This window comes from Streptomyces sp. NPDC048566 (assembly GCF_043199735.1).
GTDB lineage: Bacteria > Actinomycetota > Actinomycetes > Streptomycetales > Streptomycetaceae > Streptomyces.
In genome coordinates this window covers 53,440-67,076 of the sequence record NZ_JBICWL010000026.1, presented here as the reverse complement: position 1 = coordinate 67,076, position 13,637 = coordinate 53,440, and the positions used below count along the sequence as shown (strand labels likewise).

Below are 13,637 nucleotides of genomic sequence, written 5' to 3'. Positions count from 1 at the left end.
GGCGGTCACCTCCGGCTGAACGGGCCCTCCAGAGCGGCCCACTGCAGCAGCATGATCGTCTTCGCGTCGGCGATCTCGCCGGTTCGGATCATGGACAGGGCCTCGCGGAAGGGCAGTTCGACGGTCTCGATGTCCTCGCCCTCCTCCTCCAGTCCGCCGCCCCGGTGGGTACGGGTGGCCGGCCCGTAGGAGGCGGCGTAGAAGCTCACCCGTTCGGTGACCGACCCGGGACTCATGTAGACGTCGAAGACGTGCTCGACCGCCGAGACGGTGTGCCCGGTCTCCTCCACGACCTCGCGCCGGACCGCGTCCTCGGGGTGCTCGTCCGCCTCGTCGAGGAGCCCGCCGGGTGTCTCGGTCAGCATGCCGTCGGGATGCCCGTTGACATACGCGGGATAGCGGAACTGCCGGGTCAGCAGCACCGTTTCCCGGTCGGTGTCGTAGAGCAGCAGGGTGGCGCCGTTGCCCCGGTCGTGGGTCTCGCGTTCCTGGGTGCTCCAGGTTCCGTCGGCCCGCTGGAGGTCGAAGGTGGTGCTGCGCTCGACGTACCAGTGGCAGGACAGCAGGGTCACGTCGCGGATCTTGACCCGGGGGTTGCCGGTGAGGTCGCGGCCCACCCGGTCGAGCCCGGTGCGGCCCCTGCGGTCGGGGGTGTCGATGCCCGCGGTCATCGCGCGCCGGCCCGGCGGGAGGCGGAGAGGTCGTTCATGCGCCCTGTCTACCATCCCGGCGGCAGGATCCCTGCCCGCTGCGGGCCCCGCCCGTTTAGGCTCACGGCATGGAACAGACGGAGATCATCCTGCGCGCCATCGGCGTGCTCACCGAGACCAACGCGATGGTGCGCAGGATCGCCCGGGACGAGGAGACCGGCGTCGAGTCGGCGGAGAACAACCTGGGCGCCCTCGTCACGGAGGTGTTCCCCCGGGTCGAGGTGCCGGGCGACGCCGGGCCTGCGGAGGCCGGGCAGGCGGTCGCGGACGCGTACCTGCCCGCCGCGGTGTCGCTGGTGGGCGCCTTCGCCTTCCTCTTCTCCGAACTCGCCGACCTGCACGACGCCGGACGCACCGACGTCAGTACGGCCGATCTGCTCCAGGATCTGGCGCTGCGGATGTCGCGGGCCGGCGAGGGATAGCCCGGCTCCCGGCCCGCTTCGGGCGGTGCGCGGCCGCGCGGGGGCGAGGACCCGCTCCGGTTCCGCAACCGATGACGGAGCCGGAACGGGAGGCTGCCGCCCGCGTCGGCCCGAGGGACCTGGTGCCGTCGCCGCGCCGCATCCGGTGCGGCACCCCCCGGGGGCCGCCGATCGGCCCCCGTGCACGGGAGGCGGCCCCCCGGACCGGGGCGGCCGGAGCGGGGCGTCCTCAGGAGTGCGGAACCACCGCCACCGGGCAGGGAGCGTGGTGCATGACGGCGTGCGCCACGGACCCGATGCGTCCGCCCACCGCGGACCGCTCCGCGCGCCGTCCCACGACCACCAGCTGGGCCCGGCCACAGAGGGACAGCAGGACCTGGCCCGCGCTGCCCATCTCCACATGCTCGGTGACGGGTACTCCGGGGAAGCGCTCCCGCCACGGCCGGACCGCTTCGGCCAGTGCCTTCCTCTCGTAGGGCTCCAGTCCGCCCGCCTCGTCGAGGAGGCGGAGCGAGGCGGGGCTGTAGGCGAACACCGGGGGCAGGCTCCAGGCCCGCACCGCCCGCACCGCGGCTCCCCTGGCCGCCGCGGTCTCGAACGCGAACCGGAGTCCGGGCGCGCTGTCGTCGGGATCGCCCTGCTGACCCACCACGATCTCCCGGCCGCCGGCCTCGCCCTCGGGGCGGTCCTCGGTGCGCACCAGGACGACGGGGCCGGCGGCGCGGGCGATGACCTGCTGGCCGACCGAGCCGAGCAGGAATCCGACGAACGCGCCGTAGCCCCGCGAGCCGAGGACCAGCACGCCCTCCTCGCGGGCGGCGCCCAGCAGGGCTTCGACCGCCTCGCCGTCGAGCACCTCCGCCGTGACCCGCAGACCGCCGTGCCGCTCGGTCACCGTACGGGCGGCGTCCTCCGCCATACCGCGGGCCCAGCGCTCCTGGTCCTCCCGGTCACCGCCGCCGACCATGTCGTGCGGGGGCCAGTGCCAGGCGTACACCACGCGCAGCGGAGCATCGCGGCGGACCGCCTCCCGGGCGGCCCACGCGAGCGCCGCCCGGCTCTCGGGTGAACCGTCCACGCCCACGGTGATCGGGTCGGTCATGCGTCCGCCTTCCGTCGCCGGCGCGTCCGCACGCCCGGTGGATCTTCCATTCTGACCGCTCCAGTGTCCTTCACACCGGGGACGGACCCGTACGGCAGCGGGCGGGGGCCCGGTGCGCGGTGCCGTGCGCGGTGCCGTGCGCGGCGGCCCTCAGGCCGACGCCCGGACGACGAGCTCCGGGTCGAAGATCAACGAGGTGGGCTCGGTGCGCACCCCGCGGATGTGCTCGTCGAGGAGCCCGGCCATGGCCGCGGCCATCTCCTCCACCGGCTGCCGCACGGTGGTCAGCGCGGGCCGGCAGGTCACCGCCACGCTGGAGTCGTCGAAACCCACCACCGCGACGTCGTCCGGCACGCGTCTGCCCTGCTCCCGCAGCACCTGGCACACGCCCTGCGCCATGAGGTCGTTCGCCGCGAACACCCCGTCCACGTCCGGGTGTTCGGACAGCAGGCCGGACATCGCGGCCATGCCGCTGTCCAGCGTGAAACCGCCCTCGACGACCGGAACATACGGATGTCCCCTGCGGGCCATCGTGTCGCGGAACCCGGCCAGCCGGTCCTGGCTCGCCGCGACCGCGAGCGGACCGGTCACGGTCGCGATCCGCCGGCAGCCGCGGTTCAGCAGGTGTTCGGCGGCCAGACGCGCCCCGTCCCGGTGGGCGAGGTCGACGTAACTCAGCGGCACGGGCCGGGAGGGGCGGGCGAAGAGGACGGCCGGCAGCCCCGCGCCGGCCAGCAGCGCCGGGAGCGGGTCGTCGGCGTGCGTGGAGACGACGAGCGCCCCGTCGGCGCTCCCCTGGCGCAGGTCGTCCAGTACCTGCGCCCGGGTCTCGGCGGACTCCGCGAACATCAGCAGCGGGTGCATGGACCTGGGGCGCAGGTAGCCCACCACACCGCTGACGACCCGTCCGAAGAAGGGGTCCGCGAAGATCCTGGCCGCGAAGGCGTTCTGCTCCTCCCCCGGGGTGTCTCCCGCCCCGGACACGATCAGGGCGACGGTCTGGCTGCGGCGGGTCACCAGCGATCTGGCGGCCCGGTTCGGGGCGTAGCCGGTCCGCTCGATGGCCCGGCGCACCACTTCCTGTATCCCGGGGTCGACGTTGCGGACGCCGTTGATGACCCGGGAAACGGTCGCGCGGGAGACTCCGGCCTCCCGCGCGACATCCTCCAGCGTGGGAGCCTGTCTGCTCATGGCGGCACCCTAACCGCCCGGCCGGGTCCCGGGATAGAGCGCTCTCCGCGACCGCGGGGAGGTCAGCCGGCCGCCCGGAGCAGGGTGACGGCCGTCAGCGGCAGCGAACCGGCGGAGCGGCCGGCCAGGACCCGGTAGGGCCCCGGCCGGGTCCGCCACGCCTGCTCCTCCGTCGCCCAGTGGCGCAGCGCGCGGGCGGGGACCGCCACCCGGGCGGTCACCCGCTCGCCGGGCGCGGCGTACACGGCCGTGTGCCCGGCGAGCCAGCGCTCCGGGCGGTCCGGCGGTCCGGGGGGCGCGGCGAGGTACACCTGGACGACCTCGCGTCCGGGCCGCCCACCGGTGTTGCGCAGGGCGACCCGGACGGTGAAGGGCTCCCCGGCCGCGAGATCGCCGGGGACGTCGAGCGCCTCGTAGGCCCACGTCGTGTAGCCGAGTCCGTGGCCGAACCAGTAGGCGGGCGTGCGGTGGTGCCGCGCCCAGGCGCGGTAGCCGATGTGCAGGCCCTCGTCGTAGTCGAGGCGGCCCCCTGCGGGGCCGGTGCGGGCGACCGGGGCGTCGGCGAGCGCGGCCGGCCACGTGGTGGGCAGCCGGCCGCCCGGCTCGGCGCGCCCGAACAGCACGTCGGCGAGACCCGCCCCGCCTTCCTGGCCCGGGAACCAGGCCAGCAGGACGGCACCGGCCTGGGCGCGCCAGGGCATCTCCACGGGGCCTCCGCTGTTCACGACGACCACGGTGTGCGGGTTGGCGGCGGTGACGGCCCGGACCAGGTCGTCCTGGCGGCCGCCGAGGCCGAGGTGCGTCCGGTCGCGGCCCTCGGACTCGCCGTGCTCGGTGGTGCCGACGACGACGATCGCGGCGTCGGCGTGCCGCGCGGCCCGCCCGGCCTCGGCCAGGGCCGTCCGGTCGTCGGGGCGGGGCGGGGCGGCCGTCGCGACGGTGGCCCGGCCGGTGCCGGCGGCGAGTTCGCGGCGGGCGGTCACCCGGACGGGTCGCCCGGCGGTGAGCGGGACGCGCACGCGGTGCACCGGCGGATTCACGTGCACGACCGCGGGGTCGTCCGTCTCGCGGGCGAACTCCCCGTCCTGGACGACGCGTTCGTCCACGCGGAGGGTGATGCGGCCGAATCCGCCGACGCCGAGCGTCCAGTGGCCGGTGCTGCCCGGCAGCAGCAGGGCGCCGATCTCGACGGTGTGCGCGCCCGGGACCAGCGGTGGCTCCAACTGGCGTCCGCTGTCACGGTGTTCGGAGTGCAGCGCGGCACCCGATGCGTCCAGGACGCGGAGCCGCACTCCGGGGACGCCGGTGTCGGGGTCGGTGCACAGGTCCGGGCCCAGCGGCCGGGGCGGGGCACCGGTCGACGGGCCCGGTACGTGGACGACCCGGGTGCGGTCGCCCAGGGCGGACCGGATGCCGTCCAGCACGGTGACCACCCCGCACGGAAAGACGCCGGCGCTGCCGCCGCCCTGCGTGCGGGGCTGCGCGGCGTGCGCCCCGATCACGGCGACGGTGCGCAGCCGGCCGGGGTCGAGCGGCAGGACGTAGCGGTTCTGGAGCAGGACGGCGCCCGCGGCGACGGCCCGGCGCAGCAGGGCCCGCTCGTCCGGCCCGGCCGCCCCGCCGTCGTCTCCGGCCCGCGCCCGTCCGGGAGGCGAGGCGGCGGTTCCCGCCCGCGGGCGCTCCCCGCCGGCCCCGTGGCCTGCGGGCTCGCCGGCAGGGCAGGGGACCACGGACCTTGCCACGGCCGAGCCACGGCCACCGGGCCCGGGGGACACGGGGCCGGGCGCCCCCGCCGGGCCCTCCCCGCCCGCTTCCGGACCGGACGGCGGAGGCGCGGACGCCGCCGGGCCCGGCCCGGCGCTCCCCTCGGCGGCACCGCGGGCGGCCCGCGTGACACCGGCCGTCCCGCCGCCGCCCGGGCCGGTGCCCGGCCTCCCGCCGCCGCCCGGGCCGGTATCCGGTCCCCCGCCGCCGGCGGCGGGGGCGAAGACCGGGGCAGCCGGATCGCCCAGCGCTCCGCACCAGGCGGCGAGTCCGAGCAGTCGGCGGACCTTGTCGTCGACGGCCGCGACGGGGACCCGCCCCTCCTCCACGGCCCGGACGAGCGTCGCCTCCCAGGGACTGTCGGGTCCGGGCATCGCGAGGTCGAGGCCGGCCCGGGCGGCCGGGTCGCTCTCGCGCAGCGCGCCCCAGTCCGAGACCACCACACCGTCGAAACCCCACTCCCCCTTGAGGGGGTCGGTCAACAGCGGACTGGCGCTCATGGTGGTGCCGTTGACGCCGTTGTAGCCGGCCATCACCACGCGCGCCCCGGCCGCGACGGCGGCCTCGAACGGAGCCAGGTACACCTCGCGCAGGGCCCGCTGCGAGACGCGGACGTCGACGGTCAGCCGGTCGGTCTCGGAGTCGTTGGCCACGAAGTGCTTGGCCGTGGCGGCCACCCCGTGGGCCTGCATACCCCGGATCAGGGCCGCTCCGGTCCGGCCGGTGAGTTCGGGGTCCTCGGAGAAGCACTCGAAGTGGCGGCCGGCCAGCGGGGTGCGGTGGAGGTTGAGGGTGGGCGCCAGGACCACGTCGACGTCCTTGCGGCGCGCCTCGGCGGCGAGCAGGCCGCCGAGGCGCTCCACGAGCCCGTCGTCCCACATCGCCCCGAGGGCCGAGGCCGAGGGCAGCAGCAGGGAGGGCTCGCGCTCGTCCCACGACTGGCCCCGGACCCCGGCGGGACCGTCCGACAGCACCATCTCCCGCAGCCCGAGGGCGGGTTCGCCCCGGGTGCGCCAGGTGGTCGCGCCGGTCAGCAGCCGGATCTTCTCGCGGAGGGTCAGTTTGCCGAGGAGCCGTTCGCGCTCCGCCTCGGCGTCCGCAGTGTCCATGGAATCCGGCCTCGTTTCCGGGAGAGCGCTCTCCCATCGGTGTCCGACTCAGTTGTAGACGCCGAACTCGTACAGCGAATAGCCCCAGCCGGTCCCGCGTGCGGTCCCGTTGACCCGGACGTAGCGCCCGGTCCCGGAGACGTCGAGGTCGTCGACGCCGCCGTTGCCGTCGGTGACGCTGCGCAGGGTCGTCCAGTTCTGCCCGTCGTCCGAGGTCTGCACGGTGTAGGCCTTGGCGTAGGAGGTCTCCCAGACCAGTTGCACGTGCCGGAACGCGGTGCGGCTGCCGAGGTCGACGCGGATCCACTGGGGGTCGCTCCAGTCGCTGGCCCAGCGGGTGGAGAGGTCGCCGTCGACGGCGCCCGCGGCGGTGCAGGGGCAGTCCCCACCGCCCGTCTGGAACGAGGAGGCGGTGGCCGGCCTGCCGCGGGCGATGTCGGTCCCTGCCGGGACGGGCGGGACGACCCGGAACGAACGGGTCTCCACACCGACGTTGCCCTTGCCGTCCTTGGCCTTGACGTAGACCTTCCAGACGCCGGGCCGGTCCGGTGCGGTGACCCGCAGCCGGCCGCCGCCGAGGTCGGTGGCGGGCAGCGTGACGAGTTGCTTGCTCTGGTCGATGTAGTTGCTGTTGACCTGCACCTCGTAGCCGATCGGGTCGCCGTCGGGGTCGGCGGCCTGGACCGCGAGGGTGAGGGCGCCGCCTGCGGGCACCCGGGCCGCGTCGCCCTCGACCGTCAGACCGGAGACGACCGGCGGGGTGTTGTCGTGCGAGGTGTCCGCGCCGTACGCCTTCTTCACGGCGTAGTACGACAGCCGCTTCTCGCCCGCGGGGAGCAGGTTGAACCAGATGCCGCCGAAGTCGTACTCGGTGCCGTAGTGGAACATCGTGGCCCCGAGCGCGACACCCCGGTGACCGGTGACGCAGTTCCACGCCCGGGTGTAGCCGTCGGCCTTGGCCCGGTCGGCGGGTTCGGCGGGGACGCCGTTGGCGTCGTCGGGCACCTCCCACTCCCCGGCGGGACCGGTCTCGGTGACGATGTACGGCTTGGTGTAGCCGCCCTGCTCCCAGGCCGACCTGACGTCGCAGACCGCGTTGTAGGCGTTGACCGCGTAGAGGTCGAGGTCGGGGGCGTTCCTCTTGTAGTAGGGCCAGGCGCCGGTCCAGGCGTCGGTGGAGGTCACCGGGTGGTCGGGGTCGACGGCGTGGATCTTCTTCGCGATGTCGTTGACGAGCGTGGTGTACGCGGTGCGCTGGCGCTCCAGTTCGTCGCCGCTGTAGCAGTTCTGGAGCCCGAGCACGGACTCGTTGCCGACGTTCCACATCAGGACGCCGGGGTTGTCCTTGTAGGTGGCGGCCCACTGCGGGAACTCGGTGAGGACCTGGTTCTTGTAGGACGTGTCCGTCACGTAGTCGACGCAGCCGCCGCTGCCCGGGCCGCCGCCGGGTTGCAGCCAGAACCCGGCGATCACCTTGATGCCCTGGGCGGCGGCGGCGTCGAAGAGGGGCTTGCTGGAGGCGTCGGTGCCCCAGGTGCGGACGGTGTTGACGCCCATCGACTTCAGGTCGGGCATGTAGCGCGGGGCGTCGTTGACGGACGGCCCCCAGGTGAGGCCCTTGATCTGGTACGGGCTTCCGTTGACGGTCAGGTGCCAGTTGCCCTGCGTGCCGGTGACCTTGACGACGTTGCCGGCGGCCCGGGCGGGCGCGGAGGGCAGCGCGACGAGGGCCCCGGCGGCGAGCAGGCCCGCGGCGAGCGGCGCCGTGCGGCGGCGCCGGGTGGTACGGGATGCGGTCATGAGTGTCCGTCCGGTGTGCGGGATGGGGGGAGCGGGAGTCCGGGAGGGGCGGGCCCCCGCCGGCCGGGCCGTGTACCGGCCGGCGGGGGTGCGGGCGTCAGGGCAGCCGGTAGTTCGCGTCGAGCGCCGCGCCCGCTTCGGGGTGGGTCTGGTCGTAGCCGCGGGCGTCGCACTGGAGTCCGCCGACGACGCAGTGGTCGACCAGGGCCTTGAGCGTCGGTGCGTCCCACGCGTTGAAGAAGTCGTAGTGGAAGGAATGGCCGGTGCCGCTCGCCAGCCGTACCTGGGACATGTCGCCGTTGACCGGGAAGGCCATCTTGAACTCGATCATCGGCAGGGCGACCGGGTGATCGTCCGGGCAGATATTGTTGTTGGTGCCGGGGTTGACCACCGGGTACGCCATGTGGCTCTGGTGGTCGGGCGTGTCCAGATACCTGCCGTCCCAGCAACTGGGCGCCTGGAAGCGGATGTTGAGCTGGACGTCGGCCCTGTTCGGGCACTGGGCGGGGAATTCGACGTTGAAGAAGCTGTCACCGCACTCCCAGCCCTCCACGAAACCGGGGTGGTTGCGGAAGTCGGCGGCCGACTGCATGGGGCTGCCGACGACGAAGCGCAGCCCCTTGGGGAAGGGGCGCACGCTGGTGTAGTCGGTGACGCCCGCCTTGTAGTAGATGACCTGGGGGCCGACCGGGAGTACGGGCGTGCTGCCGTTGTACAGGGTCGGCATCCAGTAGGCCGACGTGTCGCCGGGGGCCTTGCAGGTGGTCGGGCCCGCGGCGAGCGAGGCGGTGGTGCTGGCCGCGTCCGTCGTGGTGTTGCCCATGAAGGTGTGGTTGTGGGACTTCCCCGGCTGGCCGGGGAAGACGATCGGGTCGTCCGGCCGGGTGTGGGACACCGAGCAGTTCGCCTGGAACTCGTGGAAGTACCGGTGGGCCGGCTCCGCCTTCGACGGGACGACTCCGGTGACCGGCGGATTCGCGGGGATGTAGCCGTCGCCGTCCGGGTCCTCGGGCGAGGCCGCCGTCGAGGCGGCCATGGCGTGCCCCGCGTGCACGGCGGACACCTCGGCCGCCGAAACCCCGGCGCCTGACGTCGGATCGGCGCTGACCGCCACGCCGGCGAGGCCGAGCGTGGTGAGGACCAGAGCGCTGGACATGAGTATTCCTGAGACGATTCTCGATCTCCGTGCCATGGAGACCTCCTGCCACGTCGATGGGGGACGGTGGGGGCCGGCGGCCGGGGCGGCGGCATGCGCCGAGTGCCGCCCCGAGCCGTCCGCGTGACGGTCCATCACAGGTGGTGAAGAGACTGGGAGAGCGCTCTCCCGTCGAGGAGTGTTGTGGCGGCGACGCGGGGGCGTCAAGAGAGCTGACGGAAATTCATCGTGTGCGACGGGGGCACCTCGTGAACGCGCCGGCCCGACCGCCCGGTACACCCTTCACCCCGACAAGGGGCGCTGACCGGGGCGGGGACCTGTCGGTCGGGCCGGGTGCGCGGCACCAGCGCCCGGGTCGGGGACACATGTCTTGACGCGTCGTTCACGAGGATGAAAAACATGCCGCGGCGCTGCTGGAGAGCGCTCCCCTGCATCTCCTCCCGAACACTCCACCCTTCACTTCCTGAACCAGGAAGGTGGCCCCCCTTGCTCGTCCACCCCCGAGTACGCCCCGGGAACGCCCCGGAATCCCCCCGCCCCTCCCCCGGCCCGGCGGCCTTCGCGGCGATGGCCGCCGGCGGGGCGGCGGCCTGACTCCCGCCCGTGTCCGCCCGGGCGTCCGCCGTGCCGGTGAGCCCGCCTGTGCGCCGCCCCGCCCGCACCATCGGGACCGCCCGATGCACCGCGACCGCGGTCCCGCGGCTGCGCGCGGTCCGTCCGGGGACGGGCCGCGCGGGTCTCAGTAGCGCTGGGCCTTGGCGAGTACCGGGGTGAGCCGGGGCTCGGCGGGCTCTCGGCTGACCACGACCGGTTGCGCCCGCTTGCCCGGTTCCAGGTCCTCCTTGCCCGCGTACCGGGTCTCCACGACCTTGCCGTCGGGGTCCTTGAAATCGACCTGCACGGCGTACGACGCCTTCTGGTCCGTGGTGTTGGTGATGGTGAGGACCACGGCCCGCAGCCCGCCGGTCTCCGCGGTGGGCAGCCCGGTCATGCTGACGTCGGCCGTCGCGTTGCCCGCCCCCTGGACGCCCTTCAGCTCGTTGCGTGCGGCGGCGGCCGCGCGCTCGGTGGCGGCGTCGACCGAGGCCGCGAACTCCGACGCGCGGGCCGAGGCGGACGCGGCGGCGGACGACGCCCGGCCGCTCGCGGACTCGATGATCGAGGAGGCGGCCGAGGCCATGGCGGAAGGCGGCGTCCCCGTGAAGTTCGACGCGTTCGGCGGGGTGGGCGTGGCCGAGGCCGCACCGCCGCCGTTGTCGTCGCCCGAACTGCACGAGACCAGAGCGGAGCCGCAGGCGATCACGGTCAGCAGGACGGCGATGCGCCGCGCTCCGCCGGGGCCGGGCGTTGGGCGTCTGCTCATGGGGTCGCCTCTTCCTGACGGACCGGGCACGGGGCGCGTCCACGTGCGTTCGTACGGACCCCCTCATGCTCCGCGCCGCCGGCGGTGACGGCGAACCGCGCGGGCCCATTGGGGTGGCGCGCCGCCCTCAGCCCTCCCGCTCCGTGCGGTCGAGCCACGCCCGCGAGACCGCCAGGGACGCCGCCATGATGCTGAGCTGCGGGTTGACCTCGGGGCATCCCGGCAGCAGCGAGCCGTCCCCGACCAGCACCCCGCGCACGCCGCGCAGCCGCCCCTCGGGGTCGGCGGGGGCGCGGGCGGGATCGGCACCGGCCGCGACGCTGCCGGTGGGGTGGAACGCCGACAGGCGCAGCGCGCGGGGCCCCGTCCCGGCGAGGAGTTCGTCCAGCGCGTCGAGCGAGCGGGCGCGGGGCGCGCCCGGGATGCCGGTGAGGACCTCCTCGGCGCCGGCGGCGAACAGCAGGCGTCCCATGGCGCGCACGGCCGTCATCAGCCGGTCACCGTCGCGCGGGTCGAGGCGGTAGCGGACCGGGAACGGGCCGCGGCCCGCCACCCGCCCCGAGGGACGGTCCGCGATCATGGCTCCGAGCGTGGCCAGGTGGCCGGAGCCCTCCAGTTCGCGGCGGAGTTCCCGGCCGAGGCCCGGCAGGACGAAACTGCTCAGGCCCGGCGCAGTGCCTCCACGGTTCCCCCTCAGGGCAGTGGTCGAGTGGCTGAGCCACTGAACCAATGGAGCGCGCACGAGTCAATACCGCGCACCGAATCGGCAGTTGCCATCCGTCCCATCGAACTCGGTTGTCGATGAGGCGAGTTGGACCGGACCAACATTGGATGAATCGTTGACATGCACGTCGCTCCGCGCAATTCTGAGAGCGCTCTCAGATGGAAGCGGACGAGCCGCGTCCGCGGGAAATCCACCTCGCTGAACCCCCACATCAAGGAGGCAGAGAGTGCGCGCGACATCCAGCTGGACGACCTGGACCCTGGCCGCTGCCACACTCACCACGACCCTGCTCGCCTTCGGCGCGCCCGCCCCCGCGCAGGCCGCGGTCCCGGCGACCGTCCCCCTGACGTTCACCAACAACTCGGGCCGCAGCGGCCCGGTCTACATCTACGACCTCGGCACACAGCTCTCGTCGGGCCGGCAGGGCTGGGCCGACGCGGGCGGCGCGTTCCACGCCTGGCCCGCGGGCGGCAATCCGCCCACACCGGCGCCCGACGCGTCGATCGTGGGTCCGGCCGACGGCCAGACCAAGACGATCCGGCTGCCGAAGTTCTCCGGGCGGCTGTACTTCTCGTACGGCCGGAAACTGGACTTCCGGGTGACGACCGGCGGACTCGTGCAGCCGGCCGTGCAGAACCCGAGCGATCCCAACCACGACATCCTGTTCAACTGGTCCGAGTACACGCTCAACGACTCCGGCCTGTGGATCAACAGCACCCAGGTGGACATGTTCTCCGCCCCCTACGCCGTCGGCGTCAAGGCGGCCGACGGATCGACGAAGAGCACCGGCCACCTCAAGGCAGGCGGGTACACGGGCTTCTTCGACGCGCTGCGCAGCCGGCCGGGCGGCTGGGCCGGGCTCGTCCAGACCCGTTCCGACGGCACGGTCCTGCGGGCACTCGCCCCCGGCCACGGCATCGAGGCGGGCGCGCTTCCGGCCGGCGTGATGGACGACTACGTCAATCGCGTGTGGCAGAAGTACAGTTCCTCGACCCTGACGGTGACCCCGTTCGGCGACCAGCCGAACACCAAGTACTACGGCCGGGTCTCCGGCGGGGTCATGAACTTCACGAACGGCTCCGGCGCCGTCGTCACCAGCTTCCAGAAGCCGGACTCGGACAGCATCTTCGGCTGCTACAAGAAGCTCGACGCGCCCAACGACCTGGTCCGCGGGCCGATCTCGCGCACGCTGTGCGCGGGCTTCAACCGGTCGACCCTGCTGACCAACCCCAACCAGCCGGACGCCGGCTCGGCCGGCTTCTACGCGGACGCGGTGACCAACCAGTACGCCCGCCTGATCCACGAGCGGATGGCCGACGGCAAGGCGTACGCGTTCGCCTTCGACGACGTGGGCAACCACGAGTCCCTCGTCCACGACGGCAACCCGCAGCAGGCGTACGTGACCCTCGACCCCTTCAGCTGATCGGACCGTCCGGCGGCGGGGCGGGGCCTGGTCCGGTCCCCGCCCCGCCGCCACGTGACGGCAAGGGTGCGGGCCGGCGGGCTCCGGTCAGGCGCCGGCCGGCCGTGCGGGCGGCGGAGCGACACTGCGGTCGACCAGGTCGCGCCACCCCGCCTCCAGGCGGTCCGGCGACATGGCGCACTGCCGGATCAGGTGGCCGACGAGCGCCGGATCGAGATAGCCCATGAGGGTGCGGGCGAGCAGGTCGACGTCGGCTTCGGGGCGCGCCTGGCGCAGCAGCACGCTCACGTGGGTGAGGCGCACCCGGTACGGCGCGGAGGTGAAGCGGCGCGCCGCGTCGGGCTCGGCGGCGAGGTACAGGTCCAGCCGGTCGGAGGTCTCTCGCAGCGCGCGGCGGCCGAAGGCGTGCAGTCGCTCCACCGGGCCGGCTCCGGGCCCCAGCGGCGCAGGCCCGGTCATGAAGGCGGCCTGGAAGCGCTGCTCGGTGTGGTCGAGCAGCGCCATGAGCAGGCCGGTGCGATCGCCGAAGCGGCGGAAGACGGTCCCCTTGCCCACCGCCGCGGCGGCCGCGACGCCGTCCATGGTGAGCCGCTCCACCCCCTCCCGCTCGACGAGCAGGGCCGCGGCCTCCAGCAGGCGCGCGCGGTTGCGGGCCGCGTCGGCGCGCAGCGGGGCGGCGCCGGGAGCGCGCAGCTCCATCAGGACGGGCTCGCCGGACGGTTCCGGCAGCTGCGGGAACGGCGGTAGTGCAGAGGGCATGGAGCCAGCGTAACGCCGACCGGGGACAACTGGACTGCGGTCCGCTTCGGTGGTACACCTATAAGCGGACCTCGGTCCGTTTTGTTGCGGCAGTGTTTCAGTGATCTTTCAGTG

The 13,637-nt window shown here is 74.1% G+C and carries 11 protein-coding genes; 2 read left to right on the top strand and 9 right to left on the bottom strand.

Features of this window, described 5'->3' with window-relative positions; all coding sequences use genetic code 11:
* Positions 1-5: 5 nt before the first annotated feature.
* Positions 6-671 (bottom strand): NUDIX domain-containing protein, encoded by a 666-nt coding sequence (locus tag ACGFS9_RS27910; protein WP_393256978.1) that lies wholly within the window; start codon positions 669-671, stop codon positions 6-8.
* Between the two features lie 107 nt (positions 672-778).
* Here ACGFS9_RS27910 and ACGFS9_RS27905 point away from each other — a divergent pair, with 107 nt between their 5' ends.
* Positions 779-1,132: a hypothetical protein gene (locus ACGFS9_RS27905; RefSeq protein ID WP_393256977.1), complete on the top strand. Its 354-nt coding sequence runs from the start codon at positions 779-781 to the stop codon at positions 1,130-1,132.
* Positions 1,133-1,361: 229 nt separating this feature from the next.
* Here ACGFS9_RS27905 and ACGFS9_RS27900 read toward each other — a convergent pair whose 3' ends face one another.
* The 7 genes from ACGFS9_RS27900 to ACGFS9_RS27870 all read right to left on the bottom strand — a co-directional run bounded on the left by ACGFS9_RS27900 (position 1,362) and on the right by ACGFS9_RS27870 (position 11,359).
* Complete coding sequence (locus ACGFS9_RS27900) at positions 1,362-2,234, bottom strand: universal stress protein (RefSeq protein WP_393256976.1); 873 nt, start codon at positions 2,232-2,234, stop codon at positions 1,362-1,364.
* Positions 2,235-2,384: 150 nt separating this feature from the next.
* On the bottom strand, positions 2,385-3,425 hold the full coding sequence (locus tag ACGFS9_RS27895) for a LacI family DNA-binding transcriptional regulator (RefSeq protein ID WP_393256975.1): 1,041 nt from the start codon (positions 3,423-3,425) through the stop codon (positions 2,385-2,387).
* A gap of 62 nt (positions 3,426-3,487) precedes the next feature.
* Positions 3,488-6,298, bottom strand: a complete 2,811-nt coding sequence (locus ACGFS9_RS27890; protein WP_393256974.1) for a glycoside hydrolase family 3 C-terminal domain-containing protein — start codon at positions 6,296-6,298, stop codon at positions 3,488-3,490.
* A 48-nt stretch (positions 6,299-6,346) separates the two neighbouring features.
* Positions 6,347-8,098 (bottom strand): discoidin domain-containing protein, encoded by a 1,752-nt coding sequence (locus ACGFS9_RS27885; protein ID WP_393256973.1) that lies wholly within the window; start codon positions 8,096-8,098, stop codon positions 6,347-6,349.
* A 97-nt stretch (positions 8,099-8,195) separates the two neighbouring features.
* Positions 8,196-9,290, bottom strand: coding sequence for a DUF1996 domain-containing protein (locus ACGFS9_RS27880; protein ID WP_393256972.1), 1,095 nt, complete (start codon positions 9,288-9,290; stop codon positions 8,196-8,198).
* Between the two features lie 703 nt (positions 9,291-9,993).
* The gene (locus tag ACGFS9_RS27875; protein WP_393256971.1) at positions 9,994-10,617 is read right to left on the bottom strand and encodes a hypothetical protein; all 624 of its coding nucleotides are present in this window, start codon (positions 10,615-10,617) and stop codon (positions 9,994-9,996) included.
* Positions 10,618-10,744: 127 nt separating this feature from the next.
* Positions 10,745-11,359 carry a GMC family oxidoreductase gene (locus ACGFS9_RS27870; RefSeq protein WP_393256970.1) on the bottom strand — a complete coding sequence of 205 codons (615 nt, stop codon included), beginning with the start codon at positions 11,357-11,359 and terminating at the stop codon, positions 10,745-10,747.
* Positions 11,360-11,600: 241 nt separating this feature from the next.
* Between ACGFS9_RS27870 and ACGFS9_RS27865 the strand changes: the two genes are divergently transcribed.
* Positions 11,601-12,764, top strand: coding sequence for a glycoside hydrolase family 64 protein (locus ACGFS9_RS27865; protein WP_393256993.1), 1,164 nt, complete (start codon positions 11,601-11,603; stop codon positions 12,762-12,764).
* A gap of 87 nt (positions 12,765-12,851) precedes the next feature.
* On the opposite strand, the gene ACGFS9_RS27860 is transcribed toward ACGFS9_RS27865, so the two are convergent.
* Positions 12,852-13,523 (bottom strand): TetR/AcrR family transcriptional regulator, encoded by a 672-nt coding sequence (locus ACGFS9_RS27860; RefSeq protein WP_393256969.1) that lies wholly within the window; start codon positions 13,521-13,523, stop codon positions 12,852-12,854.
* Positions 13,524-13,637: the final 114 nt, after the last annotated feature.

Bases quoted from the DNA above. Each gene is read 5' to 3' on its own strand.
- ACGFS9_RS27885 (WP_393256973.1), bottom strand. From the start codon at position 8,098: ATGACCGCATCCCGTACCACCCGGCGCCGCCGCACGGCGCCGCTCGCC.
- ACGFS9_RS27890 (WP_393256974.1), bottom strand. From the start codon at position 6,298: ATGGACACTGCGGACGCCGAGGCGGAGCGCGAACGGCTCCTCGGCAAA.
- ACGFS9_RS27860 (WP_393256969.1), bottom strand. From the start codon at position 13,523: ATGCCCTCTGCACTACCGCCGTTCCCGCAGCTGCCGGAACCGTCCGGC.
- ACGFS9_RS27875 (WP_393256971.1), bottom strand. From the start codon at position 10,617: ATGAGCAGACGCCCAACGCCCGGCCCCGGCGGAGCGCGGCGCATCGCC.
- ACGFS9_RS27895 (WP_393256975.1), bottom strand. From the start codon at position 3,425: ATGAGCAGACAGGCTCCCACGCTGGAGGATGTCGCGCGGGAGGCCGGA.
- ACGFS9_RS27880 (WP_393256972.1), bottom strand. From the start codon at position 9,290: ATGGCACGGAGATCGAGAATCGTCTCAGGAATACTCATGTCCAGCGCT.
- ACGFS9_RS27910 (WP_393256978.1), bottom strand. From the start codon at position 671: ATGACCGCGGGCATCGACACCCCCGACCGCAGGGGCCGCACCGGGCTC.
- ACGFS9_RS27900 (WP_393256976.1), bottom strand. From the start codon at position 2,234: ATGACCGACCCGATCACCGTGGGCGTGGACGGTTCACCCGAGAGCCGG.
- ACGFS9_RS27905 (WP_393256977.1), top strand. From the start codon at position 779: ATGGAACAGACGGAGATCATCCTGCGCGCCATCGGCGTGCTCACCGAG.